Here is an 18115-nt window from a genome sequence, read left to right on the forward strand (position 1 = left end):
TGGGTATTGACTTGCCGGATGGCAGGTCCATACTAGCGAGTATGGTAACGCCCGTCATTACATCAACCGACTTCACCGATGCGCGCGTCACCGCCGCGCACGACAGCCTGCTGGGGGTCAGCCGGTCCGGCCCGGGCCGTCGCGGCACCGTGTTGTTCGCGCATGGTTTTGGCCAGACCCGGCATGCCTGGACGGCCACCGCACAAGTGCTGGCCGCCGCCGGCTACCAGACCCTGGCCTACGACGCCCGTGGTCACGGCGACTCGGACTGGAATGCCGACGACCTGCCCTATCACGGCGAGCAGTTTGCCGATGACCTGATCGTGCTGGCCGGCGAGCAGCCGCAGCCGCCGATTCTGGTCGCCGCGTCGATGGGCGGCCTGTTCGGCCTGCTCGCAGAAGCGCGCTGGCCGGGCCTGTTCTCGGCGATGGTGCTGGTGGATATCACACCACGCTGGGACACGGCCGGCGTGGAGCGCATTCTGGCCTTCATGACCGCGCATCCGCACGGCTTTGAATCACTGGCGCAGGCCGCCGACGTGATTTCCGCCTACATGCCGCATCGCCCACGCAAGTCCGAATCCTCGCTGCGCGCCCTGCTGCGCGAGGACGGTCACGGCCGCTGGCGCTGGCATTGGGACCCGCGCCTGGTGGCCGAACTGGCCCGCGACAGCGAACAGCACCAGGACGCGCTCGCCGAAGCGGCGCGTCAGGTGAAATGCCCGGTGCTGCTGGTCAGCGGCGGGCGCAGCAACCTGGTCACCCCGCAAACGGTGGCCGAATTCCTGGCCTTGGTGCCACATGCACGGCACGTGCAGCTGCCGGAGGCCACGCACATGGTCGCCGGCGATGACAACAATGCCTTTACCGCTACTGTGTTGGACTATCTGGACGTGTTGCCCTCGGCCTCCGCCGTCGCACTGTCCGCCGCAACCGAGCACGTCACCGGAGCACGCTCATGAGCCTTGTCATTCCCTTCCTTGCCATCCTGCTGGCAGGCGCCTTCGTCGCCTATCACCGGATGCGCCTGATCACCTGGGCGCTGCTCAGCCTTGCGCTGCTGGCCGCGTGCTGGTTCATTCCCTACGTCAGCCAGACCGCGACGATTGTGGCGGCGGCGATTGTGGCGGTCATCGCCGTGCCCCTGCTGCTGCCGTTCATCCGCAAGCCGCTGTTGACCGGCCCGATGATGAAGGTGTTCCGCAAGGTGCTGCCGCCGCTGTCGCAGACCGAGCGCATCGCGCTGGAAACCGGTTCGGTGGGTTTCGAGGGCGAGCTGTTCACCGGCGACCCGGACTGGAACAAGCTGCTCAACTACCCCAAGCCGCAGCTCACCGCTGAAGAACAGGCCTTCCTGGATGGCCCGGTGGAAGAGCTGTGCAAGATGGTCAACGACTGGGAAATCACCCACGTCCACGCCGACCTGCCGCCGGAGCTGTGGAGCTACATCAAGAAGAACAAGTTCTTCGGCATGATCATTCCGAAGGAATACGGCGGTCTGGGCTTCAGCGCGCTGGCTCACCACAAGGTGATCCAGAAGCTGGCGTCGGTGTCGAGCGTGGTCAGCTCCACTGTCGGCGTGCCGAACTCGCTGGGTCCGGGCGAACTGCTGGTGCATTACGGCACCCAGGCGCAGAAGGACCTGTACCTGCCGCGTCTGGCAGATGGCCGCGAAGTGCCCTGCTTCGGTCTGACCGGCCCGTTTGCCGGTTCCGACGCCACCTCGATTCCCGACTACGGCATCGTCTGCAAGGGCGAGTGGAACGGCGAGCAGGTGCTGGGCGTCAAGCTGACCTTCGACAAGCGCTACATCACCCTGGCCCCGGTGGCGACGCTGATCGGCATGGCCTTCCGCATGTACGATCCGGATGGCCTGATCGGCAACACCCGCGACATCGGCATCACCCTCGGCCTGCTGCCGCGCGATACCGCCGGTGTGGAAATCGGCCGTCGCCACTTCCCGCTGAACTCGACCTTCCAGAACGGTCCGATCCGCGGCAAGGACATCTTCATTCCGCTGACCCAGCTGATCGGTGGCGCGGAGATGGCCGGCAAGGGCTGGAACATGCTCAACGAGTGTCTGGCCGTGGGCCGCTCGATCACCCTGCCCTCCACTGCCAGTGGCGGTGCCAAGGCCGGCGCGGTGGTTACCGGTGCCTACGCCCGCATCCGCAAGCAGTTCGGCCTGTCGGTCGGCCGCTTCGAGGGTGTGGAAGAAGCGCTGGCCCGCATCGGCGGCAAGGCGTACAAGATCAGCGCGCTGTCGCAGGCCACCGCCGCGGCGGTGGACCGTGGCGACGTGCCGTCGGTGCCGTCGGCGATTGCCAAGTACCACTGCACCAACATGAGCCGTGAAGTGATCTCGGACGTGATGGACGTGATCGGCGGCAAGGGCATCATCCTGGGGCCGCGCAACTTCGCCGGCCGCAGCTGGCAGGCCGCGCCGATCGCGATCACCGTGGAAGGTGCCAACATCATGACCCGCAGCCTGCTGATCTTCGGCCAGGGTGCGATCCTCTGCCACCCGTGGGTGCTGCAGGAAATGAAGGCGGCGCAGGACCCGGACACCCGTGCCGGTCTGCAGGCGTTCGACCGCAGCCTGTTCGGCCACATCCGCTTCGGCATCTCCAACGCGGTGCGTTCGTTCTGGTTCGGCCTGACCGGCGCGCGCTTCGGTGCCGCTCCGGGTGACGCCTACACCCGCCGTTACTTCCGCAAGCTGGACCGCTACTCGGCCAACCTGGCGCTGATGGCGGACATCTCGATGATGACGCTGGGCGGCAAGCTGAAGTTCAAGGAATCGCTGTCCGGTCGCCTGGGCGATGTGCTGAGCCACATCTACATGACCAGCGCGATGCTCAAGCGCTACCACGACGAAGGCGCGCCGACGGCCGACCAGCCGCTGCTGGCCTGGGCGTTCCACGACAGCGTGCACAAGATCGAAGAGTCGCTGTCGGCGGCCCTGCGCAACTTCCCGATCCGTCCGATCGGCTGGCTGATGTGGGCGCTGATCTTCCCGTTCGGTCGCCGCGCCGAAGCCCCGGGCGACCGCCTGAGCCGTCGCGTCGCCGCGCTGCTGATGGCCCCGGGCGAAGCCCGCGACCGTCTGGCCAGTGGTGTGTTCCTGACCCCGTGCGAAAACAACCCGGGTGGCCGCATCAACAGCTACCTGGCCAAGGCGATCATGGCCGAGCCGGTGGAGCGCAAGTTCCTGAAGGCACTGAAGACCAAGGGCATCGAAGCGCTGGACTTCGCCTCGCAGCTGGACGAAGCCGTGGCCGAAGGCGTGATCAGCCAGGACGAGCGCACGCTGCTGGAAGAGCTGCGCACGCTGACCCTGGACACGATCACCGTGGACGACTTCGATCCGCACGAGCTGCGTTCGGCCACCTACTACGACCGCCAGGGCAAGGACCCGCAGTCGCAGGCGGCGTGATGCGCGGTTGAGAGTTTCATGAGAACGGCGGACTTCGGTCCGCCGTTTTTTTATGCGCGCGCAGTACCACTTGATCGCTGACGATCCGTGTCGCCGGGCGTTGCCCGGCTGCGGTTGGATTTTGGCGAACAGCCGGTGGCCATCGGTTATCTGGTTTGGCGGCTCGGGACGGGCGTTCCGGGGGACGCTGCAAGTACGTCCATGTAAGCTCGATCGCCGCATCCATGCGGCTCACGCCCCCTCCAGCCCATCCCTTGGCCATCGACAGTGCGTCGGTGGCCAAGGGAAATCAAAAGCACGTAGCCCCGGTGGGATCGGTCGACAGACGATCGCCGTGAAATCCTCAACAATCGGTAACGCATGACCCCAGATCAACGTTGCCGTTGATCTGGCATTTCCCATGGCCACCGACCATGTATCGAGGGGCCATCGGATGGGGGGTACGGGACCGTTGAAAACATGGATGTTTTCGACGAGCCCCCATGGATGGGTTAACGGCGTGTCCCGTACCCCCCATCCGATGGCCCCAAGCACGTATATCAGCAGCCGAGGGCTGTTCGCCAAAATCCAACAGCAGCCGGGCGAAGCCCGGCCCCAGGACACAGCGCAATCGCAGCCCGGCGGAGCCGCGCGACCGCGATCACGCCGGGACGAACCACCAGGCGATGGCGGCGAGGATGGCGGGGACGGACTGGATGAAGAAGATGCGCTTGTTGACGCTGTACGCGCCGTACAGGCCGGCCACGATCACGCAGCCGAGCATGAAGTTGACCAGCATCGGCAGGTGGTCGAACAGACCCCAGAACAGGCCGGCTGCCAGGAACCCGTTGTACAGCCCCTGATTCGCTGCCAGTACCCGGGTCGTCTCGGCCTTCTCCGGTGTGTTGCGGAAGGTCTTCAGGCCCAGCGGTCTGGTCCAGAGGAACATCTCCAGCACCAGGAAGTACACATGCAGCAGGGCGACCAGCAGGGTCAGGATCAGCGCGGTCCAATACATGGGCTAGCCTCGAAGGAAGGCTGACAGCTTACTCCGACCGCTCCACCGGCAGCTTCTTTTCTTCACGCAGGACGCCAAACGACGACACCGTCATGATCGCCGCAGCGGCGACGCCGCCGATGAACACCACCGACGAACCAAACAGCGACAGCCCCTTGTGCAGCCAGGTGAAGCCCAGGTCCGCGCCCCGGTACACAACCGTATCAATGGCCGCGCCGGCCTTGTAGCGCCACTGGCGGTCAACCCGGGTGTAGATCGTCTCGCGCGCCGGCTTGCCCAGCGCGAACTCGCTGGCGCGCGTCATCACCTGCACGATCGCCACCATCACCGGCAGCGGCGAGGCGGCCAGCACCGAGAAGCCGGCGATGATCGCAAAGCCCGGAATCAGCAGCGCTGGCGCAATGCCGAAGCGCGACAGAAGCCACCGGGTCAGGCCCAACTGCAGCACCAGGGTGAGCGCGTTGACTGCCAGATCCACCCGCGAGAAGAACGCCGTGCTCGCCGCCGGGTCGGTGTACAGGCGGCGCACGATCGATGCCTGCTCGTTGTACAGCAACGAGCCCACGCCCACCCCGAACACCACCATCGCCGCCAGCCAGCGCAGCAGCGGTTCGCGCGCGATCAGCTTCAGGCCCTCCAGCACGCTGCCGCCCATCGGGGTCTCGCCGGACACCAGCTGGGCCCGCTGTTCGCGCGCAACGGCCCACAAGCGCAGTCGCCAGATGCACACCAGGCACACGCACAGGAACCCAGCCGACACCAGCATCAGGTTGGCAATACCGACCCGCTGCACCAGCGATGCGGTCAGGATCGGCCCGAGGAACGCCCCGATCGTGCCTGACGCGCCGATGTAGCCGTAGTACGCGCGCGCCTGCACATTGGAGAACACGTCCGCCATGAAGCTCCAGAACACCGCCACCGCGAACAGGTTGAACACCATCAACCAGAAGAAAAACGCCATGCCGCGACCCGGCACGTTGCTGTTGAACAGTCCGTAGAAGCCCAGCAGGGTGACGATGAAGAAGCCGTACACCACTGGCAGGAACACCCGGCGTGGATAGCGGCTCACCAGTGCCCCGTACAGCGGCTGAAGCACCAGCATGATGAAGAACACGCAGGTGAACAGGAACTGCAGCACGAAGTCCTGCAGCGCGATCCCGTGGCTCGCGAACCAGGCGATCAGCGCCGGCGGGAACAGCGTCTGCAGATCCGCCGAGGCGGCCATGGCTTCGCGCACCGGGCGCAGCACGTAGTAGCCGCTGAGCAGGCAGAAGAAGTAGAGGCCCGCCCACAGCAGCGGTGGCGACTGGCGCAAGGCCTGACGCAGGCTGGGGCGTCTGCCCCCCTGGGATTGCGGAGTGCTCATTGCAGCGCAAGGTAAACGATGCACTGCAACACCGCCAGCCTCTGCCCTATGCTGGTGGCTCACCGTTGGGGAACGGACATGTACGACTACATCATTGTCGGTGCCGGTTCGGCCGGTTGCGTACTGGCCAACCGGCTCAGCGAAGACCCACACTGCCGTGTGCTGTTGCTCGAAGCCGGTCCCGCCGACCGCAATCCCTTCATCCACATGCCGGCCGGCCTGGCGCGACTGGTCACCAACCGGCGCATCAACTGGAACCTGTACACCGAACCCGAGCCCGCGCTGGACGGACGCCGCCTGTGGTGGCCGCGCGGCAAGGTGCTCGGCGGATCCAGCGCCATCAATGCCATGTGCTACGTGCGCGGCGTAGCGGCCGACTATGACGGCTGGGCCGCCGGCGGCGCCACCGACTGGGGCTGGGACCAGGTACTGCCCTGGTTCCTGCACAGCGAGCACAACAGCCGCGGAGCCAGCGCGCTGCACGGTGTGGATGGCCCTCTGTCGGTCTCGGACCTGCGCCACCACAACCCGCTGTCTGCGGCGTTCGTGGACGCGGCCGAACAGGCCGGGCTTGCACGCAATGATGACTTCAACGGCCCCACGCAGTTCGGTGCCGGGCTGTACCAGGTCACCCAGCGCGACGGTGCGCGCTGCTCCAGCGCGACCGCATGGCTGCACCCGGCGCGGTCGCGTTCCAACCTCACCGTGCTGACCGGTGCGCAGGTGCGTGCGGTCAGCTTCCAGGGCAGCACTGCCACCGGCGTGTACTACCAGCATCGAGGCCAGCACGTACATGCGCGGTCGAGCGCGGAGGTCGTTCTCAGCGCCGGGGCGGTCCACTCGCCGCACCTGCTGCTGCTCTCGGGCGTGGGGCCCGCAGCCGCTTTACGTACGCACGGTATTCGCGCGCGCGTCGATCTACCCGGTGTCGGCGGCAACCTGCAGGACCATCTCGACATCTGCACCCTGGTGCATACCCGCCCCGGGGTCAGCTACGACCGCGCCAACCAGGCCAGGATCGCCTTTGACTACTTCCTGCGCGGCCACCGCGGTGCCGGCACCAGCAACATCGCCGAGGCCGGCGGCTTCGCCCGTTCGCCCCTGGCCAGCGATGCGCGCGCCGATGTGCAGTTCCATTTCGTGCCGGCAATGCTGGACGACCATGGACGCCACCGGCTGCCCGGTGATGGCTACACCCTGCATGCCTGCGCGCTGCACCCGCGCAGCCGTGGCCGGATTTCGCTGCGCGATGCCGATCCGCTGTCGCCACCCCGGATCGAGGCCAACTATCTGGGCGATGCCGAAGGCCACGACCTGGCCATGATGCGGGCCTGCGCACGGATGTCAGCGCAGATCCTGGACCAGGCCGCGTTCGACCCCTGGCGTGGCGCACCGATCTTTCCGGGGGTTCGCAATCCAGATGACGCCGCGCTGGATACCTTCATCCGCGCCAAGGCCGAGACCATCTATCACCCGGTCGGTACCTGCGCGATGGGCCTGCATCCGCACACCGTGGTCGATCCCCGGCTGCGGGTGCACGGGCTGCAGCGCCTGCGTGTGGTGGATGCGTCGATCATGCCGACCCTGATCAGTGGCAACACCAACGCGCCAACGCTGATGATCGCTGAGCGGGCGGCGCACTGGATCCGCGGGGACGCGGGAGCGACCTGAACAGGGACGTGACGCTGCGCGTCAAAAGCGTACAAAAATCACCATTTTTCAATGTGATACGCATTCATCTTCGCTTCGTTTGTGCAATCACGAAAAGCAGCGCTAGAATCGGTCACAGCAGTCGCGCACGGGCCCCATACGATGAAACACAACAGCAGGCGCCGACCGATCCGTTCGGCGGCCACCGGTTTGCTGGGCATGCTGATGCCCATTGCCCTGTCCTCCACCGCGCAGACGCCGGCGGCGATGCCGGCCACGTTCCCGGTCAACATCGAGAACAGCGCTGTCGCGCATGTGCCGCATACCCAGCCCGCCGCCTACCGCACCACCTCGCTGACCCCGAAGGTGCAGGCCCCGGCAGACAGCTTCAACGTGGCCGCGATCGAATCGATGGCTCAACAGCTCACCTATGGCGAGCGCGTGCCGGGCATGGCCGTCGCCATTGTCCAGGGCGGCCGTGTGCTGAGCGCGCGTGGCTATGGTGTCACCGACGTCAACAACCCGCAGATCGTCGATGCGCATACGGTGTTCCGCCTGGCGTCGCTGTCCAAGGCGTTCGCCGGCACCATGGCCGGCCTGCTGGTCAATGACGGCACGCTGCGCTGGGACAGCAAGGTCACCGACTATGTGCCGGGCTTCCAGTTGAGTTCGCCGGAAGCCACCGAGCGCCTCACCGTGGCCGACCTGCTCAGCCACCGCGTCGGCCTGCCCTATAACGCCTACGACCGCGACATCGAAGCCAACGCCGAGTACTACACCCTGACCCACAAGCTGGCCTCGACCTCGCTCAAGTGCCTGCCTGGCGATTGCTATGCGTACCAGAACGTGGCCTTCAGCCTGATCGGCGACGTGGTGTACGCCGCCTCGGGCAGCTTCTACGAGCAGTCGGTGGAACGCCGCCTGTTCAAGCCGCTGGGCATGAATGACGCCAGCATGGGGCTGGCCGGCATCCAGGCGAGCTCGCGCTGGGCACGCCCGCACGTGCGCAGCCGCAATGGCTGGGTGTCGTTGAACCCGAAGCCGACCTACTACCGCCTGGCTCCTGCAGCCGGCGTCAACGCCAGCGCCAGCGACATGGCGCAGTGGCTGCTGGCCCACACCGGGCATCGTCCGGACGTGCTGCCGGCTCCGCTGCTGGCGACACTGCACTCCACGCTGATCAACACGCCGGGCGAGATGCGCTCTGGCTGGCGCCGCCAGCGCCTGCACTCGGCAGGCTACGCGCTGGGCTGGCGCAACTTCGACTATGCCGGGCATGAAGTGATCTTCCATGCCGGCGCGGTGCAGGGCTACCGTGGCCTGGTGGCGCTGGTGCCTGAGCGCGACCTGGGCATCGCCATCATGTGGAACGGTGAGAGCAGCCTGCCCAGTGGCCTGCTGCCGACCGTGCTGGACCAGGCGATGGGCCTTCCGAGCCAGCGCTGGCTGGACGTGGATACTGACTTCGGCAGCGACAACCTGATGGTGGAAGACAGCGCGCCGGCGCCGGGCAAGCGCAAGGGGGCTTCGGCGGATCGGGCGGTGGCGTCGCCGCGGTAACTTATCTCGGCTTCGGATGGTGTTGAAGAAGGCGGCCTTTGGCCGCCTTCTTCGCTAAGGAGTGCCGACTAACAGTCGGCACCTACCGTCCGCACCAACATTCGTTGGTGCGTCAGGGGGTTTTTCTTTGCGCCTGCGGCGCAAAAAAAACCCCCTCCCCGCTGGGCATCCGGGGAAGGGGGTTTCAGGTACGGCTATCGGGAATGGATCAGATCAGCGGTGCCGGAGTTGCCGGCAGAGCGACCGGTGCAGCCTTCTTCTTGCGGACCGCCGGCTTGCGCTTGGCGACCTTCTTCACAGCCTTCTTGGCGGTGGCCTTCTTGGCGACCTTGCGGACAGCCTTCTTGGCACCGGCCTTCTTGGCGACCTTGCGGACGGCCTTCTTGGCAGTCTTCTTGGCAGCCTTCTTGGCGGTGGCCTTCTTGGCTACCTTCTTGACGGCCTTCTTTGCACCGGCCCTCTTGGCGACCTTACGGACGGCCTTCTTCGCGGTCTTCTTGGCAGCCTTCTTGGCGGTCGCCTTCTTTGCGACCTTCTTGACGGCCTTCTTCGCCGTCTTCTTCACTGCCTTGCGGGCAGCGGCCTTCTTGGCGACCTTCTTCACAGCCTTCTTGGCGGTTGCCTTCTTGGCTGCCTTCTTCACGGTCTTCTTGGCCGCAGCCTTCTTTGCGACCTTCTTGACGGCCTTTTTAGCGGCCGGCTTTTTCTTCGCAGCTTTCTTGGTTGCCATGGGATGGCTCCTCGTCAGTGATCTATGGAGTTGAAACGCCCAGTTGAAACAAACCCGCTAGCTGTTGCCTGGCGGGGACCGCCGTCGCGTCGTGCGCGTCGTGACGGATACGGTGATGCCTGCCATCAACCACCCGGCAGGTATCGAATGAAGGGTGCCCTTGCTTTTCACCGAGGGAAGCGAAGCCGACTCCACCGTCATCGGACTCGAGGCGGATGTCCTGGTTGTGCTTCGCGACTGGATGTCGATTCTGCTCACTCTCTTGGCAGGCAAGGTCTGCTGGGCGAAACCTAATCACGCTTTTTTTGACTGTCAACAACCCCCGCGAAAAATTTTCACGCCGACACCCTTCCACGCGCTTCCGGAAGCGACCTCCAGAACACCCGCCGACGCCTTCCGCGGCACCCTGACGCCGCCGCATTGAGGGCGCATCGAAGAGATGCACTGAAAGAAAAACACTTAAAAGAAGCACTTTCGCAAACGACACCCACGCGGCTGTCGAACATCGACGTCGCAACGGCGACAGCCGCCGACGGCTCCGGCACTGAAGCAACACCGGACCGAAACGGTCGAAAAAACTTTTCACATCGACCCACGCTTTTTTCTTCCGGATTGGCAAAAATGCGCAAACTTTTGACCGCCAATCGGACGCGCGACGGCATCGATCACGCACCCCGAAGGCGGTTGATCGACCCGACTCATGCCGTCGAACGCACCGGGTTCGGCGCCCCCGGCATGAGCGAAGTCGTGTCCGCATCACCCCATCCATCACGTACGGATAACAGATGCACCACCGACGCTGGAAAAAAAAACGGCCGCACAAGGCGGCCGTCCGGTTCGGCGCGAACGCGACCTCAGTGGTCGTCGTTCTCCAGCACCTCGGCATAGTCGTCCGGACCCAGCAGGTCGTTGATCTCTTCCTTGTTGGACAGCTCGACCACGAACATCCAGCCGTCGCCGTAGGCATCTTCGTTGATGGTTTCCGGCTTGTCGGTAAGGGCCGAGTTGACCTCGACCACGGTGCCACTGACCGGGCTGTAGACGTCCGAAGCCGCCTTGACCGACTCGACCACGGCGATCTGCTCGCCGGCCTTGGCTTCAGCACCCACGTCGGGCAGCTCAACGTAGACCAGGTCGCCGAGCAGGCCCTGGGCATGGTCGGAAATACCGATGGTGACGCGGCCGTCGCCTTCGACACGGGCCCACTCGTGGGACTTGAGGAACTTGAGGTCGCCGGGGATCTCGCTCATGGAACTGCTCCGAGGAAATTGGGGGTTCAGAAAAACGGGGGTAGTGTAACCAACTCAACCTTCAGCCAGAACGCCGGGCTGGGCCTGGCCTTCACGCACGAACGGGAACTTGACCACGCGCACCGGTACCTGGCGGCCGCGGATGTCGACATGCACCTGGCCGAGCTCACCGGCCGGTACACGTGCAAACGCGATGCCCTTGCCCAGGGTCGGGGAGAAGGTGCCGGACAGGATCTCGCCGTTGCCGCCGGCGGTCAGCACTGACTGGCCGTGACGCAGCACGCCCTTCTCGTCCATCACCAGGCCGATCATCTGGCGCGCGGTACCACTGGCCTTCTGTGCTTCCAGTACCTCACGGCCGATGAAGTCACGGCCTTCGTCCAGTGCGACGGTCCAGGCCAGCGCCGCTTCGAACGGCGAGATCGCTTCGTCCATGTCCTGGCCATACAGATTCATGCCGGCTTCCAGGCGCAGCGTATCGCGTGCGCCCAGGCCGGCCGGGCGCACGCCGGCCGCGGCAAGCGCGTTCCAGAACGCGATCACGTGGCTCTGCGGCACCAGAATTTCAAAGCCGTCTTCGCCGGTGTAGCCGGTGCGCGCGACGAACAACGGCTCGCCCTGGGCACCAGCAACTTCGACGGCAGCAAACCGCCCCAGCTTTTCCAGCGTCGCGCGATCACGTTCGGCGACCAGGCCGATGACCTTGGCGCGCGCATTCGGCCCCTGCACGGCGACGATGGCGAGGTCTTCGCGTTCGGTCACCTGCACATTGAAGGCAGCCGCCTGCTCGCGGATCCAGGCCAGGTCCTTTTCGCGGGTCGAGGCATTGACCACCATGCGGAAGAAGTCCTCGGCCAGGAAGTAAACGATCAGGTCGTCGATCACCCCGCCCTGCGGGTTGAGCATGCACGAGTACAGTGCCTTTCCCGGCACCTTGAGCTTGTCCACCGAATTGGCCAGCAGCCGGCGCAGGAATGGGCGCACCTGTTCACCCTGCAGATCGACCACGGTCATGTGGCTGACGTCGAACATGCCGGCGTCGGCACGCACCAGATTGTGCTCGTCCAGCTGCGAGCCGTAATGGATGGGCATGTCCCAACCACCAAAATCGACCATCTTGGCACCGAGCGCACGGTGGGTTTCGTTGAGCAGCGTCTTCTGGGTCATGACCACAATCCGGGGGATGAGAAGCAAGATCCCCATTATCCCAGAACGACTGATGCAACGCGTGCCGCGCTGCATCAGTCGTTCCGGCCACGCATTCCACCTTATCCCCGCGCCTTCGGCGCGCCCCCTTTAACAAAAAGGGGGCTTTCCTCCAGATGACGCAATGCGAGGTTTCCGCATCAAGCGGTACGCGGGGCGAACATGATCACCGCCATGCCGGCCAGGCACAGCGCAACGCCCAGCAGGTCCCAGCGACCGGGGCGGATGCCGTCCACCACCCACAGCCAGGCCAGCGCGGTGCCGATGTAGACCCCGCCATAGGCGGCGTAGACGCGGCCACTGGCAGCCGGGTGCAGGGTCAGCAGCCAGGCAAACAGCGCCAAGCTGACCGCAGCGGGCAGCAGCAGCCAGACGCTGCCGCCCTTGCGCAGCCATAACCAAGGCAGATAGCAACCGACGATTTCCGCCACCGCCGTCAGGATGAACAGCAACAGCGTCTTCAAGACACCGTCTCGCTGGCTTTCACCTGCTGCCAGAGGCGTTCCTGCGCATCGAGGTCGAGGTCCGTCATGGCCTGCCCATCACGGGCAGCCTGCGCCTCCATGGCGCGGAAGCGACGTTCGAACTTCAGGTTGGCTTGACGCAGCGCAGCACCCACGTCGACCTGCGCGTGCCGCGCCAGATTGGCGCAGACGAACAGCAGGTCACCCAGCTCTTCCTGCAGGCGAGCGGCGTTGTCGGCTACCGGTCCGCGCGCGAACTCCGCAGCCACTTCGTCCAGCTCCTCACGCACCTTGTCCATCACCGGCCCGGGACCGGGCCAGTCAAAGCCCACCCGCGCAGCGCGAGACTGCAGCTTCACCGCGCGCTGCCACTCCGGAAGCCCACGCGAGATGCTCGCCAGCGCGGACGTATCGGCATCGCCCTTGGCCGCACGTTCGGCGCGCTTGATCGCCTCCCAGTTGACCATCACGTCTTCGGACCCTGCCACGTCCACCTGCGCGAACACGTGCGGATGGCGACGCTGCATCTTGTCGCTGATCGCGCGGGCCACCTCGGCGAAGCCGAAGGCCCCCTGTTCACTGGCCATCTGCGCATGGAACACCACCTGCAGCAGCAGGTCGCCCAGTTCGTCACACAGGTCATCCAGATCGCCACGATCAATGGCATCGGCTACCTCGTAGGCTTCCTCGATGGTGTACGGCGCAATGGTGGCGAAGTTCTGCTCCAGGTCCCACGGGCACCCCTGCTGCGGATCGCGCAGACGCGCCATGATGCCCAGCAGGCGTTCCAGTTCGGCGGTGGCGGACATTGCAGCTCCAGCGTGTGTGAGGGGAATCAGTCGGGCATCCAGCTGCGCCAGGGCAGCCGGGTGTCGCCCAACGCGATGAAATCACCATTCAACAGGGTCTCACGCCGGTTATAGCGGAACGGCTTGCCGGTGGTCGCCGACAGCACCGCGCCGCCCGCCGCATGCAGCACGCACTGGCCGGCGGCGGTGTCCCATTCGGCGGTGGGACCCAGTCGCGGATAGACATCCAGCGTGCCCTCGGCCAGGCGACAGAACTTCAGCGATGAGCCCTGGGCGATCACTTCGATGTCGCCCATCCGGGCCAGCAGGGATTCGGTTTCCGGGCTTCGGTGCGAACGGCTGGCCGCCACCCGCAGCGGTGGCAGCGCCGGCGCGCGTGCGCGCAGCACCGAGTCGTGCATGCCCTCGCGCCGATAGGCCAACTCGCCGCGCATGGCGTGCCAGACCACACCGGTGACCGGGGCCAGCACGACGCCGAAGGCCGGGGCACCCTGGTAGATGAGCGCGATGTTGACGCTGAACTCGTCGTTGCGCTTGACGAACTCACGGGTGCCATCGAGCGGATCCACCAGCCAGTAAGCCCCCCAGTGCTGCCGCACCTCCCAGGGCACCAGCGCGGATTCTTCGGACAGAATCGGCAGGTCTGGGGTGAGCTGGGCCAGCCCACGCTCGATCACGTCATTGGCGGCGCGGTCGGCCGCGGTAACCGGGCTGCGGTCGGATTTCAGCTCGATCTCAAATGCGGTGGCGTACACCCCCATGATCGCGGCGGCGGCATCCTGCGCGATGGCAATGACGGTCTCGCGCAGATCGGTGGTGAGCTTGATCATGCCCCCTGCCCCAGCCACTCACGGGCAATGAACAGGGCCGCCAGCGAACGCCCTTCGGAGAAGTCGTCACGCAGCATCAGGCGGTCAAGTTCCGCCAGCTTCCACGGCACCACTTCCAGCTCTTCCGGCTCGTCACCGGGCAAGCGTTCCGGGTAGAGGTCGCGCGCCACCACCAGCCACGATTGGTGGCTCATGTAGGTGGGAGCCAGGGTCATCGGGCGCAGCACGTCCAGCCGGTGCGCGCCATAGCCGGCCTCTTCTTTCAGCTCGCGGTTGGCCGCCTGCAGCGGCGTCTCGCCCGCGTCGATCCGACCTTTCACCAGACCGAGCTCGTAACGGTGCACGCCGGCCGCGTATTCACGGACCAGCAGCACCGTTTCCGCATCCAGCATGGGCACCACCACCACCGCGCCATGGCCGCGACTGACCAGGCGCTCAAAGCGGCGGCGTTCGCCGTTGGAGAACTCCAGGTCCAGGTGCTGGCGCTGGAACGGTCCGCTTTCCTCGTCGATGATCTGATGGATGGTGGGCAGCGGGCGACTCATGCGGACAAGCTCGTGGAGGCCGATAGAATGCAGGTTGGTGAAAACGCGTTCATGAGCTCGAAATGCTAGCAGACCCGGCCCCCTCCCCGCTGGCCAGCCAGTGGCGACAACGCGATCTGGACGTGCTGTGGCACCCCTGCACGCAGATGCGCGAACACCCTGACACCCTGCCGCTGGTGCCGATTGCACGGGGCGAAGGCCCCTGGCTGATCGACCACGACGGCCGCCGCTACCTGGATGCGGTCAGCAGCTGGTGGACCAATCTGTTCGGGCATGCCGAGCCGCGCATAGGGGCGGCGATCGCGCGCCAGGCCACCCAGCTGGAACAGGTGATGCTGGCCGGGTTCAGCCATGAACCGGCGATCACCCTGGCCGAGCAGCTGCTGGCGCTGGCTCCGCGCCAGGCCGGCCGTGACCCGCTGGCCAAAGTGTTCTATGCCGACAACGGCTCTGCTGGCGTGGAAGTCGCCCTGAAGATGGCCTTCCACTACTTCCGCAATCGTGGCGAGCTGCATCGCACGCGTTTCGTGGCGCTGGAGAACGGCTATCACGGGGAAACCCTGGGGGCCCTGTCCGTGGGCGATATTCCGCTGTACCGGCGTGTGTATGCGCCGCTGCTGACCGAGGCCTTGTTCGCCCCCTCGCCCGATGCCTACCTGGCCGAGCCGGGACAGAGCGCGGCGCAGCGTGCCCACCAGGCGGCCGACGCACTGGCCACGCTGTTCGACCAGCATCCCGGCGAGATCTGCGCGGTGATTCTGGAGCCGCGCCTGCAGTGCGCAGGCGGCATGCGCATGTACGACCCCGTCTATCTGCAGCGGGCGCGCGAACTGTGTGACGCCAATGGCGCGTTCCTGATTGCCGACGAGATCGCCACGGGTTTTGGGCGCACCGGCACCCTGTTCGCCTGTGAGCAGGCCGGGGTGATGCCCGACCTGTTGTGCCTGTCCAAAGGGCTGACCGGCGGTTTCCTGCCGCTGGCCGCAGTGCTGGCCACCCAGGCCCTGTATGACGCTTTCCTCGACGACAGCCGCGAGCGTGCGTTCCTGCATTCGCACAGCTACACCGGCAATCCCCTGGCGTGCGCCGCTGCATTGGCCACGCTGGATATCTTCGCGCAGGACAATGTCGTTGCCCGCAACCGCAGTACCGCTGCCGTGATGCGTTCACTGGCCGCCCCCTTCGCCGACCATCCCCACGTGGCCGACGTGCGTCAGGCAGGGATGGTGGTGGCGTTCGAACTGACCCGAAACGGCGACAAGCGCACGCCGTTCCCGGCCGCTGCGCGGGTCGGCCTGCACGCCTACAATGCCGCGCTCAGGCGTGGCGTGGTGCTGCGCCCGCTGGGCAATGTGCTGTACTGGATGCCTCCTTACTGCGTGGAGGATGAGCAGCTGGAACTGCTGGCCCACACCACCCTGGCTGCCATCGAGGAAGCTGTTGCATGCGCATGACCCGTTCGTTCGTTGAGTTACCGCTGGCCGTCGGCCAGCAGCTGTCGCTGCCCGAGGACGTGGCCAATCATCTGGTGCGGGTGATGCGTCTGCGCGAAGGTGAACCGTGCGTGCTGTTCAATGGCGACGGGCGGGACTACAGCGCGACGCTGGTGGAGCTGGGCAAGCGCAATGCACAGGTCCGGATCGACGCGGTGCAGGTGCTGGACAACGAGTCGCCGCTGTCGATCACCCTGCTGCAGGGGATCGCACGGGGTGAAAAAATGGATCTGATCCTGCAGAAGGCAACCGAGCTGGGCGTGCAGGCCATCGTGCCGGTCAACGCCGAGCGGACCGAGGTGAAGCTGGATGCGGCACGCGCCGAGAAGCGGTTGGCCCATTGGAACAGCGTGGTGGTGTCGGCCTGCGGCCAGTCCGGGCGCGCACGCGTGCCGTCGGTGGCTGCGCCGCAGTCGTTGCTGGAGGCGGCGCGCAGCATGCCGGCCGGGGCACTCAAGCTGACCCTGGATCCGCTGGGCGAGCATCGGCTGTCGACCCTGGCGGCGGCTCCGGAGGGCGTCGTGATCGCGATCGGCCCGGAAGGCGGCTGGTCGCCGCGTGACCGGCAGGCGTTGGCAGAAGCAGGCTTCCAGGGCTTGCAGCTGGGGCCGCGCATCCTGCGTACCGAAACCGCTGGTCTGGCGGCGATTGCGGCGGTGCAGGCGCGCCTGGGCGATCTGGGGTAATCGTGTAGAGACACGCCATGCGTGTCTGCGAACCGCCCGGACACCTCGAGGACACGCATGGCGTGTCCCTACAGGTTTTCCCGCGCTACGTGCGTTATGCCGCCACCGGGTGCGCCCGGTCCAGTGCTTCTTCCACCGCATCCAGGTCCGGCAGCAGCGCGCTGCGCTCCCCCAGCAGCACACGCATGTGCACGCCGGTCGGCAGGGTTTCTTCGGACGCGTCAGCCAGCAGACCGTCGCGCGGCACGGAGATCAGCTGCGGGAAGTTCTGCGCGAGCATGGCGTAGTACGGTCGACGCGGGTTGCCACCCAGCGCCTTGAGCACCACGACCTTGTTCTTGCTGGCGACCATTTCCTCGCCCAGCCCGGCCAGCCGCGCGAATGACATCAGCGGCACGTCCCAGCCGTGCCAGGCCAGCTGGCCCAGCAACCAGGCTGGAGCGTCGGCCACCGGATGCACCTGCACGTTGGACATCATTTCGGCCACCGTCGCGTTCGGCAGCAGCACATGCTGCTGGCCGGTCTCGATCAGTACCCCACGGATTTCGTCGTTGCTGGCGTAGCTCATGGTGTCTTTCCTGATAAGGGGCGGTGCGGCGCGTTACTCGCTCACGCCCCAGCGTTCGGCAATGGCGGCAGCCAGCTGCGGCGGATCGCCGGCGGCCATGCCGGCAGCGACCACGGCGCTGGCCGCGATCGGGTCGTAGCAGCCCTCACCGGTCTGCCCGGCCACCCAGCCGCCGGCCACGGCCAGCGACAGCGCATCATCCACCAGGCGCGCATCGGCACCGCTGAGCATGACCACCGCACTGTGCGCTGCCGGCAGCGCGCTGACCTGCACGCCTTCGACATCGGCGGTGAAGTACAGGCCGCGGTTCTGCACGCCCACGCCCACGTCGTCGGGCAGGATGTAGGCATTGCCGGCCACCACCGGCTGGTCGGATTCGGCCAGCAGCACCGGCAGCGCCGACACGCGCGCCATCTGCTTGACCAGGTTGCCGTAGCGGCCGCCGTCCAGGCGCATGTAGACCAGCACCGGCGCGGCCAGACCGGCCGGCAGCGATGCCAGCAGGCGGCGCAGCGCGTCGGGGCC

At 66.0% G+C, this 18115-nt stretch carries 18 protein-coding genes; 7 read left to right on the plus strand and 11 right to left on the minus strand.

The window, feature by feature from the left end; all coding sequences use genetic code 11:
• The first annotated feature begins 41 nt into the window (after nucleotides 1–41).
• Together RT551_RS06425 and RT551_RS06430 are read left to right on the plus strand one after the other, a co-directional pair.
• Entirely contained in the window at nucleotides 42–962 is a 921-nt protein-coding gene (locus tag RT551_RS06425) for an alpha/beta hydrolase (protein WP_313456635.1), read from the plus strand.
• Nucleotides 959–3436, plus strand: coding sequence for an acyl-CoA dehydrogenase (locus tag RT551_RS06430; protein ID WP_313456638.1), 2478 nt, complete (start codon nucleotides 959–961; stop codon nucleotides 3434–3436). The genes RT551_RS06425 and RT551_RS06430 overlap by 4 nt, the downstream gene beginning before the upstream one ends.
• Nucleotides 3437–4076: 640 nt before the next feature.
• Here RT551_RS06430 and RT551_RS06435 read toward each other — a convergent pair.
• Complete coding sequence (locus tag RT551_RS06435) at nucleotides 4077–4433, minus strand: DUF1304 domain-containing protein (RefSeq protein WP_313456640.1); 357 nt, start codon at nucleotides 4431–4433, stop codon at nucleotides 4077–4079.
• Between the two features lie 28 nt (nucleotides 4434–4461).
• Nucleotides 4462–5799 (minus strand): MFS transporter, encoded by a 1338-nt coding sequence (locus RT551_RS06440; protein ID WP_313456642.1) that lies wholly within the window; start codon nucleotides 5797–5799, stop codon nucleotides 4462–4464.
• A gap of 78 nt (nucleotides 5800–5877) precedes the next feature.
• Between RT551_RS06440 and RT551_RS06445 the strand changes: the two genes are divergently transcribed.
• Both RT551_RS06445 and RT551_RS06450 read left to right on the plus strand, forming a co-directional pair.
• On the plus strand, nucleotides 5878–7470 hold the full coding sequence (locus RT551_RS06445) for a choline dehydrogenase (RefSeq protein WP_313456644.1): 1593 nt from the start codon (nucleotides 5878–5880) through the stop codon (nucleotides 7468–7470).
• Nucleotides 7471–7611: 141 nt separating this feature from the next.
• Nucleotides 7612–9009: a serine hydrolase domain-containing protein gene (locus tag RT551_RS06450; RefSeq protein ID WP_313456646.1), complete on the plus strand. Its 1398-nt coding sequence runs from the start codon at nucleotides 7612–7614 to the stop codon at nucleotides 9007–9009.
• 208 nt (nucleotides 9010–9217) lie between these two features.
• Here RT551_RS06450 and RT551_RS06455 read toward each other — a convergent pair whose 3' ends face one another.
• Entirely contained in the window at nucleotides 9218–9739 is a 522-nt protein-coding gene (locus RT551_RS06455) for a hypothetical protein (RefSeq protein ID WP_313456648.1), read from the minus strand.
• Between the two features lie 160 nt (nucleotides 9740–9899).
• Here RT551_RS06455 and RT551_RS06460 point away from each other — a divergent pair, with 160 nt between their 5' ends.
• On the plus strand, nucleotides 9900–10163 hold the full coding sequence (locus RT551_RS06460; RefSeq protein ID WP_313456649.1) for a hypothetical protein: 264 nt from the start codon (nucleotides 9900–9902) through the stop codon (nucleotides 10161–10163).
• 430 nt (nucleotides 10164–10593) lie between these two features.
• Here the strand turns inward: RT551_RS06460 and gcvH are convergent, their stop codons facing one another.
• The 6 genes from gcvH to nudE all read right to left on the minus strand — a co-directional run bounded on the left by gcvH (nucleotide 10594) and on the right by nudE (nucleotide 14843).
• Nucleotides 10594–10989: a glycine cleavage system protein GcvH gene (gcvH, locus tag RT551_RS06465; protein ID WP_313456651.1), complete on the minus strand. Its 396-nt coding sequence runs from the start codon at nucleotides 10987–10989 to the stop codon at nucleotides 10594–10596.
• A 54-nt stretch (nucleotides 10990–11043) separates the two neighbouring features.
• A complete protein-coding gene (gene gcvT / locus RT551_RS06470) occupies nucleotides 11044–12156 on the minus strand; it encodes a glycine cleavage system aminomethyltransferase GcvT (RefSeq protein WP_313456654.1) in 1113 nt (370 codons plus the stop codon).
• Nucleotides 12157–12335: 179 nt separating this feature from the next.
• Nucleotides 12336–12659, minus strand: coding sequence for a YnfA family protein (locus RT551_RS06475; protein WP_313456658.1), 324 nt, complete (start codon nucleotides 12657–12659; stop codon nucleotides 12336–12338).
• Nucleotides 12656–13468: a nucleoside triphosphate pyrophosphohydrolase gene (mazG, locus tag RT551_RS06480; RefSeq protein ID WP_313456662.1), complete on the minus strand. Its 813-nt coding sequence runs from the start codon at nucleotides 13466–13468 to the stop codon at nucleotides 12656–12658. The genes RT551_RS06475 and mazG overlap by 4 nt, the downstream gene beginning before the upstream one ends.
• Nucleotides 13469–13494: 26 nt before the next feature.
• Nucleotides 13495–14298 carry a 3'(2'),5'-bisphosphate nucleotidase CysQ gene (gene cysQ, locus RT551_RS06485; protein WP_313456663.1) on the minus strand — a complete coding sequence of 268 codons (804 nt, stop codon included), beginning with the start codon at nucleotides 14296–14298 and terminating at the stop codon, nucleotides 13495–13497.
• Nucleotides 14295–14843 (minus strand): ADP compounds hydrolase NudE, encoded by a 549-nt coding sequence (gene nudE, locus RT551_RS06490; RefSeq protein ID WP_313456665.1) that lies wholly within the window; start codon nucleotides 14841–14843, stop codon nucleotides 14295–14297. Before nudE ends, cysQ begins: the two co-directional genes overlap by 4 nt.
• A 62-nt stretch (nucleotides 14844–14905) precedes the next feature.
• Between nudE and bioA the strand changes: the two genes are divergently transcribed.
• Nucleotides 14906–16297 carry an adenosylmethionine--8-amino-7-oxononanoate transaminase gene (gene bioA / locus RT551_RS06495; protein WP_313456666.1) on the plus strand — a complete coding sequence of 464 codons (1392 nt, stop codon included), beginning with the start codon at nucleotides 14906–14908 and terminating at the stop codon, nucleotides 16295–16297.
• The gene (locus RT551_RS06500) at nucleotides 16288–17022 is read left to right on the plus strand and encodes a 16S rRNA (uracil(1498)-N(3))-methyltransferase (RefSeq protein WP_313456667.1); all 735 of its coding nucleotides are present in this window, start codon (nucleotides 16288–16290) and stop codon (nucleotides 17020–17022) included. Before bioA ends, RT551_RS06500 begins: the two co-directional genes overlap by 10 nt.
• A gap of 94 nt (nucleotides 17023–17116) precedes the next feature.
• Here RT551_RS06500 and RT551_RS06505 read toward each other — a convergent pair whose 3' ends face one another.
• Nucleotides 17117–17590 (minus strand): chemotaxis protein CheW, encoded by a 474-nt coding sequence (locus RT551_RS06505; protein WP_313456669.1) that lies wholly within the window; start codon nucleotides 17588–17590, stop codon nucleotides 17117–17119.
• Nucleotides 17591–17623: 33 nt separating this feature from the next.
• Nucleotides 17624–18115 (minus strand): chemotaxis protein CheB (locus RT551_RS06510; protein ID WP_313456670.1); only part of this gene is annotated, 492 nt, incomplete at its 5' end.

It is taken from the genome of Stenotrophomonas sp. (assembly GCF_032103445.1).
In the GTDB taxonomy this organism is placed as follows: domain Bacteria; phylum Pseudomonadota; class Gammaproteobacteria; order Xanthomonadales; family Xanthomonadaceae; genus Stenotrophomonas.